General features: G+C 65.0%; 13 protein-coding genes. 5 read left to right on the top strand and 8 right to left on the bottom strand.

What is annotated here, in order from left to right; all coding sequences use genetic code 11:
* Positions 1-70: 70 nt before the first annotated feature.
* The 3 genes from AC0L2J_RS00320 (at position 71) to AC0L2J_RS00310 (ending at position 2,563) form a co-directional block, all read left to right on the top strand.
* Positions 71-1,060: a Bug family tripartite tricarboxylate transporter substrate binding protein gene (locus AC0L2J_RS00320; RefSeq protein ID WP_473386399.1), complete on the top strand. Its 990-nt coding sequence runs from the start codon at positions 71-73 to the stop codon at positions 1,058-1,060.
* 40 nt (positions 1,061-1,100) lie between these two features.
* Positions 1,101-1,637, top strand: coding sequence for a VOC family protein (locus AC0L2J_RS00315; RefSeq protein ID WP_473386397.1), 537 nt, complete (start codon positions 1,101-1,103; stop codon positions 1,635-1,637).
* Positions 1,638-1,747: 110 nt separating this feature from the next.
* Entirely contained in the window at positions 1,748-2,563 is an 816-nt protein-coding gene (locus AC0L2J_RS00310; RefSeq protein WP_473386395.1) for a class I SAM-dependent methyltransferase, read from the top strand.
* 22 nt (positions 2,564-2,585) lie between these two features.
* On the opposite strand, the gene AC0L2J_RS00305 is transcribed toward AC0L2J_RS00310, so the two are convergent.
* The 3 genes from AC0L2J_RS00305 to AC0L2J_RS00295 form a co-directional block, all read right to left on the bottom strand.
* Positions 2,586-4,142, bottom strand: a complete 1,557-nt coding sequence (locus tag AC0L2J_RS00305; RefSeq protein ID WP_473386392.1) for a L,D-transpeptidase family protein — start codon at positions 4,140-4,142, stop codon at positions 2,586-2,588.
* Between the two features lie 359 nt (positions 4,143-4,501).
* Positions 4,502-5,527 (bottom strand): fatty acid desaturase, encoded by a 1,026-nt coding sequence (locus tag AC0L2J_RS00300; RefSeq protein WP_063993761.1) that lies wholly within the window; start codon positions 5,525-5,527, stop codon positions 4,502-4,504.
* A 167-nt stretch (positions 5,528-5,694) separates the two neighbouring features.
* Entirely contained in the window at positions 5,695-7,131 is a 1,437-nt protein-coding gene (locus AC0L2J_RS00295; RefSeq protein ID WP_473386391.1) for a lipopolysaccharide biosynthesis protein, read from the bottom strand.
* Between the two features lie 307 nt (positions 7,132-7,438).
* Here AC0L2J_RS00295 and AC0L2J_RS00290 point away from each other — a divergent pair, with 307 nt between their 5' ends.
* On the top strand, positions 7,439-8,506 hold the full coding sequence (locus AC0L2J_RS00290; protein WP_473386389.1) for an endo-1,4-beta-xylanase: 1,068 nt from the start codon (positions 7,439-7,441) through the stop codon (positions 8,504-8,506).
* A gap of 3 nt (positions 8,507-8,509) precedes the next feature.
* Here the strand turns inward: AC0L2J_RS00290 and AC0L2J_RS00285 are convergent, their stop codons facing one another.
* The 5 genes from AC0L2J_RS00285 to AC0L2J_RS00265 form a co-directional block, all read right to left on the bottom strand.
* Entirely contained in the window at positions 8,510-9,460 is a 951-nt protein-coding gene (locus AC0L2J_RS00285) for a DUF6492 family protein (RefSeq protein ID WP_473386387.1), read from the bottom strand.
* Positions 9,461-9,570: 110 nt separating this feature from the next.
* Positions 9,571-9,978 carry a DUF6036 family nucleotidyltransferase gene (locus AC0L2J_RS00280; protein WP_473386386.1) on the bottom strand — a complete coding sequence of 136 codons (408 nt, stop codon included), beginning with the start codon at positions 9,976-9,978 and terminating at the stop codon, positions 9,571-9,573.
* A 204-nt stretch (positions 9,979-10,182) separates the two neighbouring features.
* Entirely contained in the window at positions 10,183-10,554 is a 372-nt protein-coding gene (locus tag AC0L2J_RS00275; RefSeq protein WP_473250551.1) for a hypothetical protein, read from the bottom strand.
* Positions 10,555-10,648: 94 nt separating this feature from the next.
* Complete coding sequence (locus tag AC0L2J_RS00270; RefSeq protein ID WP_473386385.1) at positions 10,649-11,440, bottom strand: protein-L-isoaspartate O-methyltransferase family protein; 792 nt, start codon at positions 11,438-11,440, stop codon at positions 10,649-10,651.
* Complete coding sequence (locus AC0L2J_RS00265) at positions 11,437-14,907, bottom strand: ATP-binding protein (RefSeq protein WP_473386383.1); 3,471 nt, start codon at positions 14,905-14,907, stop codon at positions 11,437-11,439. Before AC0L2J_RS00265 ends, AC0L2J_RS00270 begins: the two co-directional genes overlap by 4 nt.
* Positions 14,908-15,049: 142 nt before the next feature.
* On the opposite strand from AC0L2J_RS00265, the gene AC0L2J_RS00260 reads away from it, so the two are divergent.
* Entirely contained in the window at positions 15,050-21,499 is a 6,450-nt protein-coding gene (locus tag AC0L2J_RS00260; protein WP_473386380.1) for an amino acid adenylation domain-containing protein, read from the top strand.
* Positions 21,500-21,533: the final 34 nt, after the last annotated feature.

The raw sequence follows: 21,533 nt of genomic DNA, 5'->3' as shown, positions 1-21,533 counted from the left end.
TCGCTCGTTCGGTCTTGCGCTTCAACTCCGCTCTCAAAAGAAGCGGAGAGCAATCTGGGGAGACTGGGTCATGGCGCGCTTCGTCCATTTTCGTCTGCTGCGCGCCGCAACATTGTCATTGGTCGCAACGTCCTCTGCAATGCTGCCTGCGCGCGCCGAGGACCCAGCCGCCTATCCCACCCACAAGATCAGGATGCTGCTGCCTTATGCGGCCGGCGGCGGCGGCGACGTGATCGGACGACTGCTCGGCGACAGGATGGGCAAGACGCTCGGACAGAGCGTCTATATCGAGAACCACACCGGGGCTGCCGGCACGCTCGGCACGCAGATGGTCGCGGCGTCGGCGAACGACGGCTACACCATCACCGTTGGCGGCATGACCACGCATGTGCTGGCGCCGGCGATCTATCCGAAACTGCCCTACGATTCGATCAAGGACTTCACCACGATCGGGCGCATCGGCACGTCCTCGATCATGCTGGTGGCGACCAAGGATTTTGCGGCCAACGACATCAAGGGCCTGATCGCGCTGGCCAAAAAGGGCGAGCCGATCCAGTACGGAAGCTGGGGCGTGGGCTCGACCGGACAATTCTGCGCGGAAATCCTGATGCAGCAGACCGGAATCAAGATGGACCACGTGCCGTTCAACGGCATCGCCAAACTGGCCGGCGATCTGCTCGGCGGCCACATCTCGCTGGCGACGCTCGACATGGCGACCGCGACGCCGCTGGTGAAGGACGGCTCGATCAAGGCGCTGGCCGCCTGCGGCGAGCGCTCGCCGAGCCTGCCGGATGTCGCAAGCTACAAGGAACAGGGCGTGCCGTTCGACCGCAGCCTGTCCTGGGCGATGTATGCGCCTGCGGGCCTTGCCGAACCGATCGCAAGAAAGCTGTCGGCGGCACTGAAGGACGCGCTCGCCGATGCCGAGGTGAAGGAGAAGCTGCTCGGGCTCGGCATCACGCCGCAATTCGTGGCGGGCGACGAGCAGCGTGACATCAACGCTCGCGACATCGCGGCCTGGAAGCAGGTTGCCAAGGACGCGGGCATTGAAGTGAAGTAAAGCGAGGTCGGGTGAACAAGGTAACAAGGAGAGCGCCGGCATGAGCCGCATCTTCGGCGCGGTGCGTCAGAACGGGTATGTGGTGCGGGACATCCACGCCGCGATGAAGCACTGGATCGAGGTGATGGGCGTCGGCCCCTGGTACTACATGGATCGCATCCAGACCGACTGGTTTCGCCATCGCGGCGAAAACTCTGCCGTCGAGATGAGCATCGCGCTGGCCAATTCCGGCGATCTCCAGATCGAGCTGATCCAGCAGCGCAACGACGCGCCCTCGCTGTACAGGGAATTCCTCGAGTCCGGCCATGAAGGCCTCCAGCACATGTCCTACTGGAGCCACGACTACCAGGCGCTCTACGACAGGGCGCTCGGGCTCGGCTACAGGATCGGCCACGAGGGCCAGATCGGCGGCGACAGAGGGCGCTTTGCCTATTTCGACACCCAGGCCCATCCAGGGACCGTGATCGAGATCTCCGACATCAGCGGCACCAAGGGGCCGTTCTTCGAGAAGGTCCGGCAGACGGCTTTGAGCTGGGATGGCACGCGGCCGATCCGCGAGGTCGGCGTGAGCCGATGACGCCGGAGGTCGGCAAGGGGATGCAGGACCGACCGGGTTCACCGGGCTGCTGGCGCGGTAGAAATCCATGGTAACGTGAGCCTCGTGTCCGAACCTTCAGCGAGGCAAGCATGTCCAACACTGACAAGGTTTTCGCCGGCTCGATCCCGAAACTCTACGACGAATATCTGGTCCCGCTGATCTTCGCCGTTTACGCCGACGACATCGCAAGACGTGTCGCGGCCCGCTCTCCCTCCGTGCTGCTCGAGATCGCGGCAGGCACCGGCGCGGTGACGCGCGCGGTGGCGGCGGCGCTGCCGCCCGGCGTCCGTTATGTCGCGACCGACCTCAACGAGCCGATGCTCGCCGTCGCGGCGCAGCGTCAGGCAGACGACGATCGCATCTCGTGGCGCCAGGCCGACGGATCGGCCCTGCCCTTCGACGATGCCGAATTCGACGTGGTCTGCTGCCAGTTCGGCGCCATGTTCTTTCCGGACCGCGTCAAGGCTTACGGAGAAGTGAAGCGCGTCCTCAACGGCAATGGCGCGTTCGTGTTCAACGTCTGGGACCGCATCGAGGACAATGTGCTGACGCATGAAGCCACGATAGCGCTTGAAAAGCTGTTTCCCGACGACCCGCCCCGTTTCATGGCCCGGACGCCGCACGGCTATCACGACAAGGCGGTCATCAGAACCGACCTCGAACGCGCAGGCTTCGGTGACATATCGATCGAAACGCGAGCTGAAATAAGCCGCGCGCCATCGCCCGAGCACGTCGCGATCGCGCTCTGCCAGGGCACGCCGCTGCGCAGCGAGATCGAGGCCCGCGATGCCAGCAAGCTTCAGGCTGCGACCGACATCGTTGCCGAGGCGATCCGAGCGCGCCATGGGTCCGGACCGATCGAGGGCAAGATCCAGGCTATCGTGATCGAGGCGCGGCGGTCCTGACGGGCTTCGATCTGCCCGCCTCCTACCAGAAGCCCCGCTGCATCGGCTGTGCCGGCTGATAATATTGATACTGGCCGCGCCGGCGCGGATTGACGGGCTGCGGGTTCGGATCGCGCTGGAAGAAGAAGCCGAAGCCGTTGCCGCCATTGTCCCAGCCGTCGTCGCTCGCCATCGCCATCGGAGGCGCGGTCGGCTTGCGCGTGATGAAACCGCCCTGGGGCTGGTTGCTCAGCACCGCGACGAACTCGGTGCGGTAGTTGGTCTCGCTGCTCAGTGGCTCGTCCGAGATGATGATCGAGGACCGCGGCAACGCGGTCGGCGCGATGCGATCGAGCACCTCCTGCGGGATGGTGATGCGATCGAGCGCGTCCTTGGCATTGTCGCCGTCTTCGATCGTGACCACGCTCCAGCGCAGGCCGGCGTCGTTCTTCGCCATCGCCGTGAAGATATGCGTGCCGAGCGGCAGGTCCGGATTGCGGATGGTGACGGGGACCTCGATGCTGGTGTCGAACACCTCGCCGCCGCCGTCCGGTGCCGGCTTGTGCGTGTTCCGCCGCACATAGAGCTTCTGCGTCGCACGGCTGATGTAGACCGAGACCGGCTCGAGCGCGAGCTTTGCGTCGGTCGCGGCCTTCACGGCGTCGGCCTTCCTGGCCGCTGCCGCCTTGGCCGCCTCTTTCGTGGCCGCGACCGCATCGCGCTTCGGTTGTGCGGCAATCTTGGCAGCATCGAGCTGCGTCGTCGCGTCGGCGGCCCTGGTGGCGGCCTTCTGCTTCAGCTCCTCGGCCTTGGCGCGGGCCTGATCGGTCTTGGCGGCCGCGAGCTGCTTGTCGGCGAAGGCGAGCTCGGCATCAGCGCGGGTCTTCTGCTGTTCGAGCTTGCGCAGCGAGGCCGGCAGCGATGCCGCCTCTTTCGCGGCCAAAGTCGCGGCCTTCTTCGCCTCGTCGGCCACCCTTGTGGCCTCCTCGGCCTCGCCGGAGAGCTTGCCGATTTGGCCCGGCGCCGCCGCAATGGCGTCCCGCTTCGGCATGAACAGTGCGGGATGAACGATGTCCATCGGAGCCGCGTCGTTCGGCGAGATGATCACCCGCATCCCGATGTTGGTCTTGTCGAACAGGCCCTCCGCGAAGCCGAACGGCATTCGCACGCAGCCATGCGAAGCGGCATAGCCCGGCAGCGGCCCGCCATGCAGCGCGATGCCGTTCCAGGTGATGCGCTGCATGTTCGGCATCCAGGCGTCGTCATACATGGTCGAGTGGTGGTCCTTGTCCTTCTCGACGATGGCGAAGACGCCGGCGGGCGTCTCGCGCCCCGTCGTGCCGGTGGACACCGGCGCGCGAAAAATCCAGCCCTCGGCGTCGTAGAAGGTGACCTGCTGGCTCTTGATCGAGACGATCGCCATGATCGGTTCGCCGGCCTCGCGCGGCGCCACCGCCTCGGTTGGCTGACGCGCCTGCTTGGCGGCATTGGCCGGAGCCACGGCCGCAAAGGCGAGCATTGCCGCCAGGGTCACAATTCCGGGAGGCCCCCAACGCCGCATCGCCACGGTGGATTGCGCCGTTGTCATCAGGTTTCTCATGCCATCCTCGGTCGAAATGCCAGTCCGCCGGTCATTGATCAGATTGCGATCTTTGAATTAAGAAATTGCAGCCGCCTTACGTTCCGTCTGTGGCGACATTCGGCACGTTCTGGCGATAAATCTCATATACGACGGTTGACGCAGGCGGAAGGGCGGCGCGCGGCCGAAGCTGGCGGTCTATCGCTGCGACAGAATGACCGGGGGTCGGTGACACGGCTCCCAGCGCCCGGCGTCGGACGGCGAAGCCACGTTGAACGGACGATGAACGCCCATCGCCTTCCGATCGCGCGGATTCACGCCATTCGGCGGCCGCGCGGGGGCGGCGTAAGCTGAGCCACTGGAGTCAAGACACTGCCTTTTCAAACAAGCTTGGCTGCCTTGCCAAACAAGGCCGCCTCGCCAAAGGAGACGAGCCGCTGCCGCTCCTCGTCCCATAAGGTCAGCCGCACGGTCCGCAAACTCTGGAGCAGCGTAATCCGCCCGACACCAGCGAACTGCGGATGGTCGCGCAAGACGTCCTGCAAGCGATAGCAGGGAATTCGACTGGACAAATGATGGATGTGGTGAACGCCGATATTTGCCGTGAACCATCGCAAGACAGCCGGCAGTTGGTAGTGAGAGCTGCCGTGCAGCGCGGCGTCGTGAAAATTCCAGGTCTCGTCGTGGGCCCAGTGCGTGTGCTCGAACTGGTGCTGGACGTAGAACAGCCAGACACCGATCGATGCCGCCAGAACAACGATCGGCAGATGCACGAGCAGGAACGGCCCATAGCCGACCAGCTGGATCATCGTGACGGCGAGAACCGCGAGGCCGATGTTCGTGCCCATCGTGCTCAGCCAGGGTTTCCAGCCGCGACGCATCATCCCGACCGGCAATCGGTGCTTCAAGATGAACAAATATGTGGGACCGACGCCAAACATCACGAGGGGATGTCGATACAAGCGATACAGCGTCCGACGCCATCGCGACCGCCCGAGAAATTCGCGCGTGGTCAGCGTATCGATGTCGCCCAGGCCCCTGCGATCGAGATTGCCGGAGTTCGCATGATGGCCTGCGTGATTATGCCGCCAATAGCCGTATGGCGTCAGTGTCATCACACCGATGGCTCGGCCGACCCAATCGTTCGCAACGCGGCCGCGGAAGAACGAGCCGTGTCCGCAATCATGTTGGATCATGAAGAGGCGGACCAGCAAACCCGCCGCGGGCACCTCCAGCAGGAGGGCAAACCAATAGCCCTGGTCAAGAGCGGCCCAAATCAGAGCCCAGAGGACGACGAACGGTATCGCTGTAATCGCCAGTTCGAGGATACCCCGCGCGTTGTCGGGCTCGCGATAACGGGCGAGCAACTGCGCCGACGCGCGGATTTCCGGTATTCCTTGGCTCATATCTGCTCTGCTCCCGACATGCCGCCCAAGAAGCACGGTTATGGCCACCGACGCAACAAAATCGCCCTCCGCCTGGACAGCTTCCCGTCGGAACCGAGCCATCGCCAGGCCAAGCGGCGCTTTCAGAGCTTCAGACGGTGAGGCCAAGCCTCGTCAGACATCGCGGCTTAAACGCCCAGCGCCTTGCGGTTGAAGGTACGCAGGAAACGCAGCGACAGCGTCCGGACGTTTGCGACGTTCAGCAACCAGCCGGCAGCGGCATAAGCGAGCCCGCCGGCGAGACTTACGACCATGAGCGGGACGAGGCCGATCCCATTGACCTGGGATCGTGCCAGGAGGATCGCAGCCGCCATCGCCGCAGCGGAGACCGCAACGCCGGCGAGGCGGTGGAGGTCGAACGGGACCGGATGGGCGCGATGCATCAGGACGACGGCAACGAGGAAGCCGATCGCTTCGGTTGCGAGCGTCGCCAGCGCCGCGCCGTAGAGGCCATGGCTGGCCACCAGCACGAACATCAACGCGACGCTGACGACCAGCGTCAGGAACGACTGCGCCGCCAGCATGAACGGTCGCTCGGCGAGCTGGAAGCTGATCTGCACATAGAATTGATTGGCGATACCGAACAAGCGCGCGAGCACCAGGGTCGGCAGCAATGCCGAGACCCCGGCGCGGAAGTCGACACCGACGAGCGTGCCGGCGACCTGGTCGGCTGCGAGCGCGAGCCAGATGGCGACGGGGGCGACCACGACGAGCAGAAGCTCGAGGCTCTCGATCAGCCGCTCCCGCGTCGTCCCGGTGTTTTTCTCCGACAATGACCGGAACACCAGCGGCACGGTCGCCGCGGCGACGCTGGAGGCGATCATGACCATGAATTGTCGCGGCAGATCGGCGGCGACGCCAAAGATGCCGGCGGCGTCCTTGCCGAGCAAATAAGCCACGATGAGGCGGTCGCAGGCTGAATAGACCGCAACGGACAATCCGGCCAGGGTCAGCGGCAGGCCGTAGCGCGCGAGCTGCACGAACTGGCTGCGCTGAAAGCGCGCGATCCTGGTGCGGTCACCGACGAGGTTCAGGATGATCCCGGCGAGCGAACCCAGGCCGAATGCGGCGAGCAGTCCCAATCCACCCCAGCCGAGCCAGATGCCGAGCAGGCCGAAACCGACGCTCGACACGCTGCGCACGATGGAGATCGCCGCGAACCTGTAAGGGCGCAGTTTTGCGCGTTCGAACTCCTGGCCGACATCGACGGCATTCGCCATGATCGCGACGAACATGCTGGCCAGCAGCAGCCCAACGCTGAGATCGCTGCGGAACAGGAAGACCAGCGGCGTGGTGGCGCAGAGGACGGCGACGGTCAGCGCGAAGGCGACCATTGCCGTGCCGCGGAAATCCACCTCGGCCGACATCGCCTGATAGCGCGACACCGAGAGCTTGATCCAGGCGAAGAAGATCGCGCCCAGAATGCCCGCCAGGCTGATGCCGACGACATAGACGCCGTACTCCGCCGGCGTCAGCAGCCGGGTGTAGGCCGTGACGGCGAAGAAGCCCACCGCCGCAGGCAGGATGTAGGCGACGAGATAAATCGAGAAATGGCGGTTCAGCATGCGAGCACGGGACCGGCAACATTGTTGCGAGTGTGACGGCCGTTCATCAATTGGACCATGGCAGGGCGAACGAATTGCGCCGCAGCATCTCTGAAGAATGTCACATAAGTCTGGAGATCGGGCGGCGAATGCGGCTTTGAGGCCGCTTTCGCGGGTTAGCGTTAAATTTGCCCTTCCCTGACGGCGGCAGGGCCACCGAAAGGAACCGTGATTTCGCAGATGGCAAAGTTAACCCAACGAGGGGAAACCCCGGCGTTGCAAGGCGTCGCTTGGTACGATGGCGCGTTGGTTCCGATTAAGGAATGCCGTGACCAGGCTCGACAGACGCGAATTTCTCCTCGGCAGCGCCGCGGCACTCGCGGCGGGCGCATCGGCGTCCGCAGCGACGGCGTCGAAACTCGCCCAGCGCAATCAGGGATTTGGTGCCGCGGCCACGCTCTGGGATCTGCAAGCCGATCCCAGGCTCGGCGAAGCCATCAGCACCTATTGCACGCAGGTGGTTCCGGTGCTCGAGCTGAAATGGCCGATGCTGCGTCCCGACGCGCACACCTTTGCCTTCGAACGTGCCGACGCGATCCTGGATTTCGCCCGGCAGAACGACCTGACGATGCGCGGGCACGCGCTCGCCTGGTATCACGACATTCCGGACTGGACCAAGCAGATCAAGGATACCAAGGGCGTCGAGCGCGCCTATGTCGACCACATCGGCACCGTCGTCTCCTATTACAAGGACAAGCTGACGTCGTGGGACGTCGTCAACGAGCCGATCCCGGACAATCCGCGCAGCCCGAAAGACCGGCGCGAGTCGTTCTGGACGCAGCATCTGGGCAATCGCTGGATTCCGCTGGCGTTCCGCACGGCGGCCGCGGCCGATCCCTTCGTCAAGCTCGCGATCAACGAATACGACATCGAGTCGGCCAAGGACACGTTCATCGCGAAGCGCGCGGCCTACCGCCATCTCATCATGGAGCTGCTCGACCAGGGCGTGCCGTTGCACGCCGTGGGACTGCAATCGCATCTGCATGCCGAGCTCGAGATCGACACCCATGGGCTTGCTGAATTCGTCACCGAGCTGCGGTCCTGGGGGCTGGAGGTGTATGTCACCGAGCTCGATGTCGACGACCAGAAGCTGACTGGGACGCCGGCGGTGCGCGATGCCATCGTCGCCAAGCGCGTCGACGATCTCTTGACCGCGATCTCGACCAGCGGACCGGTGCGCTCGATCCTGACCTGGGGCCTCTCGGACCGCTACAGCTGGATCAACGGCACCTTTGCGCGGGCGGACAAGCAGCCGAACCGCCCCTTGCCGCTCGACGGCGAATTCAAGCCGAAGCCGTTCATGAACGTGATCAGCAAGTTCACGAGAGACGTGTAAGGTCTAGTGAGCTTTCGGAACCTCGAATTCGGCCTCGTCGCCCATGTGATCGGGCGAAAGGCTCGGACCGCGACGGTCGCGCGAGCTGAGACGGAACACGTCGCGGATGTCGTCGATCGAGGTCGACGAATAGGACTGGATGCACAGCGCCACCTGGTCGGGCGAAGCGGCATGCATCATCGCTTCGATGGCCGGGCGGTCGAGGCGGGTGTCATCCCAATGCGAGACCGCGATGCTGTCCTCGGTGACCCGATGGGTGGCGAGATGCCCGGGCCCGTTCGCGACGAAATGGCCGTACATGAGATATTCCGAGAACTTCTTCTTCCGGCACAGTGCCAGAACCCAGTTCAATCCCGTCGCCGACTTGATCGCGTCGGTCATCGCACGCGCGGTGTCCTTGTCCCAGACCAGCGCGTTGCCGACATAGTCGTCCGCGGGGAAGGACCGGTCCTTGATGCCAAGGAGCTGATCGACGGTGCGGAGCCACAGGACATGCAAGGGGTGGGCGGCGTCGATCCCGTTGCGCGTGACGAATAGCGGCGTCTTCTCAGCGCCGGCATATTGCCCGACGTCGAATTCGCGGAAGAACAGATTGTCCGAATCCAGGATGCAGACGCGCTGCTCGGGCGCGTTGAGGACGCCGGCGATCTTGAGGATCTGCTGGATGTGCCAACCATGAACAGGTGACGACAGCAGCGACAGCCAGACGCGCCGTTTGCTGACGAACTGGAGAGCCGGCGGCAGCGCCCACAGCCATTTCGGCAAATAGCGCGAGGCCGGAACGATGACACGCTTCTCGGAAGCGAACCGCGCGAACAGCGGCAGATCCTCATCGTTAACGAGAACATAATGCCGCGTGTAGCCCGTCAACCAGGTGTCGATGCTCTCGCTGAGCAGCGAAAAGCGCTCGATATCCTTGGCGTAGCTGGCGGTCAGCAGGGCAACGGAATGCATGGCGCGCGCTCGTATGGCGATGGGCCGTACTCATAGCGGCGCATAGATAGGCTGGAAACTCACAATCTGAATCAAGGTAAAGCGAAACAGAGGGGTGACCGCAGGAAAGGCTAGCCTTCGGACGCAAGGCTTCTGACGTAGGCGATCGCTTGCTCAGCTACGGTGGGATCAAGATCCGTTTTACGTATCCTTTGCTCAATCAGCTCCAGGTCCAAAGGCCGCGTCCCATGGATCGCGCTGACGAACCTCTTATCCCTATCATCCAACCTGGCGAGTTTTGACACGACGAGGTCTTCCAGCGCAGGCGCCACGCCGGTCACCGTCCGTCCCCCGACTTCAGTTTGTACCCTGACCGCCCGGTTCAGCCATCCTCTCGGGAGCTTAGCCGTCGTCTCATCGACGCCATCGATGTAGAAACCATGCGTGCGGTGGAACTGGCTTTCAGATCCAAAAAGGCCGTCGATGTGTTCAGACGCAATGGGCTGCACACCGTCACGCGTGTGCTTGGCCTCCTTCATTTCCTAGACTTTTGCATTTGCTGGAAAGGCATCGATTTCCGGCGATTGCCTCGTCGCCTCTGGCGCATCGGACATGGAAGCCAGTATCGCCTGACTGCCAACGATGTACACCGTATCCGTGTCAAATGCGAAGGCCAGGGCTCTGACGACTCTAAGCAAGTCCTCGAAATCACGTACGGGGGCCACCCTCAGCCATCACAGATCTCAATCAGAAGCAATTTGAGTACTCAAGGCGCGTTCGACGATTCGTCTTGCAGCTCTTCGTAGCCGGATGCGCATGTCGTAATCCCCAAAATGGACGCCTTCGGTGAGAAAGAATGGCGACGAATTGCGCAATTTGACCATCACGCGATCGCGACTGATCAGTTTCACCGCAAGTTCTCCAGTCGGAAGAGCAAGCAACTCCTGCCACTCGCGCACGAAAGGCCAATCGGTAAACTGGTCAGCCTGACGGGTATGAGCTGCTTTGGCCTTTTCGACCAAAGATGGGTCGCGGCGAAGCCTCCGCACGATCAGCCGATGCATCATCAGCTTCGCGGTATCGCCAACCACACCTTCGTTCAATCCGTCATCCATCTGTTCATCCGGGCCCAGCTGGAAATATAGACAACTCGCCGGGAACAAAACAGGGTGCAACTTCCCAATAGTTACCACTTTGGCGCGGTGCGCCCTAATCCAACGGCAGCCCCTGCTCGATGCCGCGAAAGCGCAGCGGCGCCAGCGCGGAGGCACGCTGCCACCAGTCGGCGACGCGGTCGTCGAGCGCGGTCACGCCTCGACCCTGACCGGGGAAGATCCGGATCTGCTGCACCGCCTCGGCTTCGAACGCCTTGCCCTTGCGGGTGATCTTGAGGGCGGCGCCTTCGCGATCTCGCTGGGTCAGCGGCACCAGAAGGCGACCGCGCGGACGAAGGGACCGAAGCCAGAGCGGATGCGGCTGCGAGAAGCCGGCATGAACGATGATCACGTCGGCGGGTTCGCCGATGTCCTCGCATCCGTCACCACGGACGACCGCGACGTTGCGATAGGCGCCAAGATAGGTTGCGGCGCGCGCCGCAAGCCGCTCATCGCATTCGATCGCCCGCACCTTGCCTTTGGGCCCCACGATCTTCGACAGCACGGCCGAGAAATAGCCGAGCCCGCAGCCGATCTGGACGACACGGTCTTTTTCCCCGACGTCGAGCAAATCGATGAAGTGCGCCCACAGGCTCGGCAGTCCGGTGTCGAGCTTGCGGCGCGCATCGATCGCGACCAGCACATTGTCCTGCAGATGAACGGGATCGGCATCCGGCGTCAGCCGATAGTTGCGCGCCGCTTCGCTCTTGACGCGCCAGGGTCCCTTCGCCAGAAACTTTTCGCGCGGAACAGTGGCGAGGGCTTCGAGCAGGCGCGTCGAGGAGATCCGCTCGCGCTTTGCGATCAGCTCCACGTAACGCGCACGCGCGGCGGCAAGATCGCTCATCTCACGGGATCGGCCTGTTCACGAACAGGCGCGTCCGCGCCGAGCTCGTCGATCAGTTGCATCGCCTGTTTCAGGTCCGGCGTGGAAAAGCCCTCGCTGAACTTGCCGACGATCGGTACGAGCAGGAGACGAGCGTGCTCGCGCTTGCCGGCTTCGTGCGACAGGCGCGCGAGGCTGACGGCGGTGCGAAGCTCCCAGGACAGCGCGCCCTGCTTGCGCGCGATCTCCAGCGACAGGTTGAACAGATCCTCGGCCTCCTGCACCGAGGCCGGATTCCCGTCCGACAGGGTGATTTCGCCTTGCAGGCGGTAGACTTCGGCGAGGTAGGAGTGGTCGCCGGTCCGTCTTGCGGTCGCGAGCGCACCGTCCAGCGCGCGCAAGGCGGCATCGCGCATCCCGACTTTGGCGTAGGCCTCCGCGAGCAGGCAGCGGAACCAGCAGCCGGCGAGCCAGGAATCCATCGCTTCGTATTCGTCAAGGCCGAACCGCATCTGGCTGAGACCTTCGTCGGCCTCGCCGAGCTGCGCCAGCGCCCACCCGCGCAGGATCGCCGCCTGCTGCTTCCAGTGCAGGAAATTGTGCTCGGTGGCGATGATCATGGCGCGGTTGGCGTGGTCGCGCGTGCCCTCGACATCGCGCAAATGCTGGCAGAGATAGGCGCCGAACACGAGCGCGAAGGCGAGCGTGAAGGGATGGCGGATCTTCTCGGCGTTCGCGATCGCCTGCTCGCTGTGCTGGCGCGCCGCGTCCGGCCGGCCGAGGAACCACAGGAGGTAGCCGAGATAGGACAGCGAGACGACGCCGGGATCGGTGCCGTGCCGCTCCATCAGATCGGAGTGCAGGTCGGGGCTGTAGAGGTTGATGCAGCGATGCAAATGGTGCTGGGACGCGGCAAAGCGCCCGCGATAGAGCATCGTCATCGCGATCGAGCGATGCGCCTCGATCAGATAGCCGGTCTGCTGCGCCGGTTGCGTCCCCTCGTTCAGCCGCTCGCGCTTGGCGAACTTCAATAGCTCGACGCTGAGATCGTGCGCGCGGGTGAGATCGGCGCGGATGAAATGACAGACCCAGAGCCCGCGCGTGGCGGCGAAGGCCTTTTCGTCGTCGTCGAGCTGCTGGCCGAGTTCGAGGGCGCGGACGTAGTTCTCCTCGACCTCCTGCACGGCATAGCCCTTGGCGGCGATCAGCGCGTTGCCGAGCGCGATGCGCAGTTCGAGCTCCATCTCGTCGGCGCCCTGCATGCGCGCATTGGCCTGCACGACGCTGAGGCCGCGGCCCAGATGCCCGATCGCCTCCAGATTGGCGCCACTCTTGGCCGCCTGCTTGCCGGCCTTGAGCCAGAAGCTGGCGGCGCTCTCGCTCTGGCCGGATTCGGTCATATGATGGGCGAGCAGTTCCGGTTCGCGCTCGGTCTTCTCGGGATACATCTCGGCGAGCACCTGGGCGATCCGGGAATGCAGCTTGCGCCGCTCGCTGTGCAGCAAGCTCGCATGCGCGGCGTTCTGAATCATCACGTGCTTGAAGGAGTAGAGCGCGTCGGGCGGATGGCCGCGGCGCATGATCAGCCCGGCCTCCTCCAGGTGATTGAGCGCGGCCTCGATCTGTTCGGCGGGCGTATTGGCGACCGCGTGCAGAGTCTCGTAGGAGAATTCGCGACCGATGGTGGCGCCGATCTGCGCGATCCGCTTGAACGGTCCCATCCGGTCCAGCCGCGCCATCAGCGAGTCCGTCAGCGTCGCCGGGATCGCAAGCTGCCGCCACGGGCCCGACAGCACATAGCGCCCGTGCCGTTCGGTCAGGAGGTTGGATTCGAGAACCGTCTTGGTCAGCTCCTCCAGGAACAGCGGCACGCCGTCGGTCTTGACGATGATCTCCTCGATGACCTCCTTGGGAAGCTCGCGTCCCGCCACGCGCTCGACCAGCGTCGCGCGCAACTGCCGGCTCAACCGATTCAGCACCAGGGTCGTGATATGCGAATGGGCGTTCCAGCTCGGCTGGAATTCGGTGCGCGCGGTGATGATGACCAGGATCGGCCGGTTCTGCGCCCGGTCGACCAGGAGATCGATCACCTCACGGGATGTCGGGTCGATCCAGTGCAGATCCTCGAATGCGATCACCAGCGGCTGCTCGCGCGCGAGGCCGAGGAAATGATTGACCAGCGCCGCGACGGTCGCATCCTTTTGCTGCTGCGGCGACAGCTCCAGCGGCGGATAGCGGTCGCCGGTCGGAATTGACAACAGCGCGGCAAACAGCGGCGCAACCTGCTCGATGTCGCCATGAGCGGCGGCGATCGCGGTCTCCAGGCTCGCCAGCGACTGCACGGACGCATCCTCGCGATCGAGGCCGAGAGAGAATTTGAGCTGCTCGGCGAACGGATAGAACGCCGTGGAGGTGTAATAGGGCGAGCACTGGAACGAGACCTGTCCATGGCGATCGCCCGCGATCCGGTCGAATATCTCCTGGATAATGCGCGACTTGCCGATGCCGGGCTCGCCGAACTTGACCACGACCTGGCCCTCGCCGTCCTTGGCCTGCTGCCAGCGCCCCATCAGCAGCGCGATCTCCTCCTCGCGGTTGACGAGCGGGGTCAGCCGCGTGCCCATCGCGGCGGCGAAGCGGGTCTCCACCCGCGAGGCGCGCATCACGTGCCAGGCCTGGGCCTTCTCCGAGATGCCCTTGAGCGCGTGGACGCCGAGATCGCGGTAGTCGAACTTCCCCTTCAGCAGCGACTGGGTCGACGTGGAAATCACCACGCCGTTGGGCGGCGCCAGGCCTTGCAGGCGCGCGGCGAGATTGACGGTTTCTCCGACCGCGGAGTCGCGCTCTTCGGTACCCTGTCCGACGAGGTCGCCAACCACGACGAGACCGGTTGCGATGCCGATGCGGACGGCGGGTGAGTGGCTGAGCGCACCACGCGGCTCGATCGCGCGGGCGGTCGACAGCACCCGGACGATTTCCAGCCCCGCGCGCACGGCGCGCTCGGCGTCGTCCTCATGTGCGGTCGGATAGCCGAAATAGACCAAAATACCGTCCCCGACGAAGCGGGCAGCAAAACCTTCGTAATGCTTCACCACGCGGACGCAGGTTTCGCGGAAGCTCGCGATCATGTCGCGCACGTCTTCCGGATCGAACTGCACCGAGAGCGAGGTGGAATCCACCATGTCGCAGAACATGGTGGTGAGCTGACGCCGCTCGGCGCCGACCTCCGTCCGGATTTGCGGGCGCGCCGCCGCGTCGGGCTTCTCCGCGGTTTCAGCCCGGAACAACGCGGTCATGGCCCGCTGGAGCCGCTTCCGATCGCCGAGCGGCAATCCGAGCTCGACGAGATCGGATTCGGTCAGGTCCGCCATGACGTCGAGATCGAGACGGTGCTGCGCGAAGAGATCGGTATAGTGGCTAAGACCGATGCCCTCGAGCCAGCGCTTCAGCCCGCCTTCCGTTCCCGTGCCCGGCTCATTCTCCAGCATGGTGATTCCGCCCGACCAATTACTCCGTCGAAGGGCTTAGGGCCCCGCAACCACAGATTTTGGGGCCAAAACTTCACCTCAGACTGGACGCGTTCCCCAACTTCTTGGAAGAATAGCCCAATCGGATCAAAAGGGAACGGAATTGTCGGACGTCACAGACCCAGCCCCGCGGGAATCAGCGAGCACGACGGCCGAAGCGAAGATATTCGCGGATATCGGCGGTCTTCTCGATTTCCATGCCCGCAAGACGCCGGCGGCCCCGGCCCTCCTCGCCCCCGGCCGGCCGCTCCTCAACTACGGCGGGATTGGCGAGCGGACGCAGGATCTGGTCCGCACGCTGCGCGGGCTTGGCATCGCCCCTGCCGACCGTATTGCGGTTGCGCTGCCGCGCGGTGCCGACAGCGCAATGGCCCTGATTGCGGTCGCCTCGAGCTGCGCTTGCGTCCCCGTCAATCCCGATCTGACGGCGGACGAGCTGCAACGCTATTTCAGCGAATTGAAGCTGACGGCGCTCGTCACCCGGGCGGACACGAACTCGGCGGCCCGCGATGTCGCCAAGGCGCTCGATATTGCCGTGATCGATTTCGTGCGGGGGGCGCAAGACGATCTCGGCGGCTGTACGTTCGTCGGGCCGGCGGTTGGACCGGCGAGCAGCATCGGCGCCTCGCGCGGCGACGATGACGCGTTCATCCTGCTGACCTCAGGCACGGCGGCGCGGCCGAAGATGGTGCCGCTGACGCATCGCAACGTCTGTCTCTCCGCCTACAATGCCGGCCGCGTGCTGTCGCTTGCGTCCCACGATCGTCTGCTCAACGTCCTGCCGCTGTTTCACGCCCATGGTTTGATCTCGGGCCTGCTGACGGCGCTGGCCGCGGGCTCCAGCGTGATCTGTACCGAGGGTTTCGACGCATCCTCCTTCTTCGGCTGGATGCGGCAGCTGCAACCGACCTGGTACACGGCAGTGCCGACCATTCATCGCGCGCTGCTGACGGCGGCGGAAGCGAACCCGGATCTTGCCCGATCGTCGTCGCTGCGCGTGATCCGCTCCGCCTCGGCGTCGCTTGCGCCTGCGATCCTCGACGGGCTGGAGGCGACGTTCGGCGTTCCCGTGCTCGAAACCTATGGCATGACGGAGGCGGCCTCGCAGATCGCGGCCAACCCGTTCGAGCTGCGCAAGGTCGGATCGGTCGGCCGCGCCGCGGGCCCCGAGATCGCAATCATGGACGAGACGGGCCGCGCGCTCGCCAGCGGCGAGCACGGCGAGATCATGCTGCGCGGACCCAACATGAGCCGCGGCTACTATAATGACGAGGCGGCGACGCAGGCCGCCTTCCGCAACGGCTGGTTCCGGACCGGCGATCTCGGCTATCTCGACGCCGACGGCTATCTCTTCATCGTCGGCCGTATCAAGGACGTCATCAACCGCGGCGGGCAGAAGATCTCGCCTCTGGAGGTGGAAGAGGTTCTGCTCAGCCATCCGGCAGTGCTGGAGGCCGGCGTGTTTGCCGTCCCGCACCAGAAGCTCGGCGAGAACGTCGCCGCAATCGTGGTGCTGCGGCCGAATTCCGAGGCGACCTCGGACCAGTTGCGCCAGTTCGCACGGAAACGGCTCGCGGCCTACAAGGTGCCGAGCCTGATCCGCAGCGTGGCGACGCTGCCGAAAGGCGCCAGCGGCAAGGTCAAGCGCAATGCGCTCGCCGAGCTGATCGCAACAGTAGGCGGCGGCGAGGAGGAGGCGCGTCTGCCGCACAACGCGCTGGAGACCGAGCTCGCCGGGATCTGGGCCAATTTGCTGGAGCTGCCGCAGGTCGGGAGCGATCAGGATGTCTTCGCGCTCGGCGCCGACTCGCTCGCGGTGACGCAGATGCGCTCGCGCCTGCGCGAACGCTTCAATGTCGATTTCTCGTTCGAGGACGTGTTTGATTGCGCCACGGCTGCCGCGCTTGCGGCCCGGATCGAGACCGCTGCAACCCAGACGATGCTGCCGGCCTGGCGCCAGGCCACGGAAGCAGACGCGCCGCTGTCGTTCCAGCAGCAGCGGATGTACGTGCTCTCGCGGCTCGATCCCACTCGCTACAATTATAACGTCGTCGAAGTCGCGCTCCTCAAGGGTGGGCTCGACGTCGCCGCACTTTCTACTGGCCTCGCCGCGGTGTCGGCGCGCCATGAGGCGTTGCGGTCGGTCATCGTCGAACGCGAGGGCGAGCCGGTGCAGCTTGTGCTGCAATCGCCGCCGCAGTTCGATCGGATCAAGCTCAAGCCCTGCGCCGCGGACAAGCGGGCCGCTGTTGTCAGGCGCGAAGCGCTCCGGCTCGCGCAGCATACGTTCGACCTTGCGCACGAGGCGCCGCTGAGGGTCACGCTGCTCTCGTTCGACAAGAGCAGCCACGCGCTGGTGGTCAATGTCCATCACCTCGTCACCGACGGCTGGTCGCAGCGGCTGTTCTGGGAAGAACTCGCCACCCATTATTCGGCAGCGCGCAGGAACGACGTGGCGGCACTGCCTTCGCCCGCCTTCCAGTACCGCGACTTTGCGCTCTGGCAGCAGAGCTGGGCGCAGTCGCCGGCGGCCAAGGAGCAGCTCGATTACTGGCGGACGCAGCTGGACGGCGTCACCACGCTGCCGCTGCGGACCGACCGACCAAGGCCGGAGGTCTGGAGCGGCCACGGTGCCCGTCACTATCTCGAATTCTCCAAAACTCTGTCGGCCGACCTGCGCGCGCTGAGCCAGAACCAGGGCGTCACGCCCTTCATGACCCTGCTCGCCGTATTCCAGTGCCTGCTGTTCCGCCACACCGGACACGAGGATGTCGCGACCGGCTCGCTGATCGCCAACCGCAACCAGATCGAGAGCGAGCGCCTGATCGGACTGTTCGCCAACACCGTGATCCTGCGTAATGATTTTGGCGGCGATCCGAGCTTCGGCGACATGTTGCGCCGGGTGCGGCAGGTCACACTCGATGCCTACCGCAACCAGGACCTCCCGATCGAAGAAGTCCTGCGCGCGCTTCAGATCGCGAGAAGGACGGACGGCAATCCGCTGTTCCGGATCATGTTCATCCTCCAGAATGCATCGATCGAGGCGGCACGTTTCTCCGGTCTGTCGACGCGGCGGATCGAGATCGATCCAAAGGTGGCGCGATTCGACATCACGCTCGAACTGGTCGAGGCCGACGGCCGTTTCACCGGCTTCTTCGAATACGCCACCGATCTGTTCGACGCGGCGACGATCGAGGGCATGGCCGCTCAGTTCAAAACCCTGCTCAAATCCGTCATCGCCGATCCCGAGCAGCGCATCTCGCACTTGCCACTCCTGACCGAGGCCGAACGCCGGCAGCTGCTGGCGCAGGGCCGGGGCGTGCCGGCCAATTTCGTCACGCGCGGCAATTTGAGCGAACGTTTCGACCGCCAGGTCAAGAAGACCCCGAACGCGATCGCGGTGTCGGACGGCCGCACATCCCTGAGCTACCGCGAGCTGGCGCGCCGCAGCCAGGCGGCCGCGCGCTGGCTGGCCCGCGAAGGCGTCGGCGCCGAGGCCGTGGTCGCCTTGCTTGCGGATCGCGGGCCCGACCTGCTTGCCGCGATGATCGCCGTGCAACGCGTGGGCGCCGCCTTTCTCAATCTCGATCCCGACCAGCCGCCGGCACGGCTCGCAACCATCCTCGGATCGAGCGGCGCCCGCATGCTGCTGACCGGACGGGCGCAGTCGTCCATGGCGGAGACGCTGCTCGAACCGCTGGTCGAGCGCATTCAAATCGCCGAGCTCGAGGACGCGATCGCGCCAGCGTCGACCAAGCCGGCCCGTGCGGCGCGGCGCGCGGCTTCGAGCCTCGCCTATCTCATCTACACCTCCGGGTCGTCCGGCGCGCCCAAGGGTGTCATGATCGAGCAGCGCGGGCTTTCGAACCATCTGGCCTCGCTCATCTCCGAGCTGAACCTCTCGTCCCGGGACGTGATCGCGCAGACCGCGCCGCAGAGCTTTGTCATCTCGGTGTGGCAGTTCCTCGCGGGGCCCATGGTCGGTGCGCGCGTCCATGTCTGCGGTACCGCGATCGTGCAGGACCCGATCTTGCTCGCGCGCGAGATCGAGCGCGAGCGCATCACGGTGCTCGAGATTGTCCCATCGCTGCTGCGCGGGATCCTCGATCGCATGGACGAGGCACAAATCCGACGCGCCTTTGCGAGGCTGCGCCTTCTGATCTCGACGGGCGAGCCGCTGCCCGTCGATCTCTGCAAGGCCTGGTTCGCCCGCTGTCCGAAAGTGCCGCTGATCAACGCCTATGGTGCCTCGGAATGCTCCGACGACGTCTCGCTGCATCGCCTGACCAGGGCGCCCAGGACCACGACGGGCAACGTCCCGGTCGGCGCGCCGCTGCCGAACACCCGGCTCTACGTGCTTGACGCAGGCCTGCAGCCGCAGCCGGTCGGCGTGACCGGCGAGCTCTGCATCGGCGGCGCCGGTATCGGCCGCGGCTATGTCAACGATCCCGCGCAGAACCGGCAGCGCTTCCTGCCCGATCCGTTCTCGCGCAAAGCAAGCGGCCGACTGTACCGGACCGGTGACCTCGCCCGCCGCCGCGCCGACGGCACGATCGAATGCCTCGGTCGCGCCGACCATCAGGTCAAGGTCCGCGGCTACCGTATCGAGCTCAAGGAGATCGAGAACGCGCTTGCCGACCATCCCAGTGTGCGCGCCGGCATCGTCGAGCCGCGCCGCGAAGCGGGCGGCGATATCAGGCTGATCGCTCATATCGTCGCAAAATCCGGCAGCCGGAGCAGCGCCAGCGAGCTGCGCGACTTCCTGAAGAGCCGGCTGCCGGGCCATGCCATCCCGTCCGCGTTCCTGTTCCTGGATCAGGTGCCGCTCAATGCCCATGGCAAAATCGATCGGGCCGCGCTGCTGGCGCCGGCGCAGCAGGAAACGTCCGGACCGGATGCGGCCGTGCCCGCGCGGCGCTTCACCGAAAAGGTGCTGTCCGACATCTGGATCGACCTGCTGAAGGTCGAGAGCCTCGGCGTCACCGACAATTTCTTCGACCTCGGCGGCCATTCGCTGCTGGCGGGCCAAGTCATGGCGCGCGTCGCCCGGGCGCTCGGCGTGTCGCTGCCGATCAAGACCATCTTCGAGGCACCGACGATCGACGAGCTTGGCCGGCGGGTCGACGAGGCCGTGGCGGCAAAGCCGCGCAAGCCGGCCGCAAGTTTCGCAAGGCTGGCTACAGCGAGCCTGGCCGAAGGCAGCCCTCCCACGCTCTCGATCGCGCAGGACCAGATGCTGCGGATCGAGCAGAATCTTTCGGGTTTGCCGCTGTTCAACCTGCCTTTCGCCTTCCGTCTCCAGGGGCCGCTCAATCTGGCCGCATTGGCGCAGGCGATCGATGAGATCGTGCGCCGGCACGAATCGCTGCGGACCCATTTCGGCTGGAGCGGCGGGGAGCCCGTCAGCCGCATCGCCGCGCCCGGCGCCCTCGGCCGTGTCCTGACCGTCGAGACGATCGGCGACGGTCAGCCCCACAACAACAAGCGGCGCAAGGCGCTGGAGCTCCGCAAGATCGATCTCCTGATCGAACAGGAGACCTATGTCCCGATCGACACCACGCGCGCGCCGCTGCTGCGCGCCCGGCTGTTGCGGCTCCACGATTGCGATCACGTGTTGCTGCTGACGCTGCACCACGCCGTTGTCGATGGCTGGTCGATCGGCGTGCTGTTCGAGGAATTATCGAACCGTTATGCGGCGCTGGCCGGCCATCGGTCGATGCCGCTGCCGAAACCGCCGCCGGCCTTTTCGGACGTGGCGCGCTGGCAGCGCTGGTGGTGCGGCACCGATGCCGCCCGCCGTCAGACGGCCGACTGGACCGAGAATTTGCGCGGGGCGGCTCCCCTCTTCGAGGGCGTATCAAGGCCGGGCCCGTCCAGGAGGCACCATCCGGTCAGCCTCAAGCGTGAGCTGATCGGCCGGCTCGCGGCCTTCGCCGGGCAGCACAATTGCACGCTGTTCATGTGCCTGCTGACCGGCTTGAAAGCCGTGCTGCTGGCGCGGACCGGCCGCCACGACATCTCGATCGCCACCGCCATGGCCAATCGCGCCCAGCCGGACACCGACCGGATCGTGGGTCCGTTCGAGAACACGGTGATCGTTCGCACCAAAATCACGCCGGAGCTGTCGTTCGCGCAGGCCGTCGCCCGGGTCCGCCAGAGCGTGCTTGACGCGCATGCGCGCCAGGAGCTGCCGTTCAACATCTTGGCCGACCATCTGGAGCAGGAGGGGGTCAATCCGGCCTCGCTGCTCCAGGTCTATTTCACCCTGCAAAATCCGCTGCGCCAGCCGCTCGATCTGCCTGATCTCACGACAGGATCGATCGGCAACATCGCCCGCGAAGGCCAGCCGGTGCTGCCGATCGACCAGACCTGGCTGTCGCTGATGCTCAAGGAGCGGTCGACGGGAATCAGCGGTTCGTGCAATTACAAGAGCGAGCTGCTCGACGGCGCTACGGTCGGCCAGTGGATGGAGGATCTCGTCGCGCTGCTCGGGGCGGCTCTCGTCCAACCCAATGCGCCACTCGGCCGATTGCTCGATCGCAGGGCGGCATGACCGGCCGCAGAGCACGGGCGAATACGGGGTCACT

The organism is Bradyrhizobium sp. MV1.5 (assembly GCF_055807615.1).
This window is presented reverse-complemented; position numbering and strand designations above follow the sequence as displayed.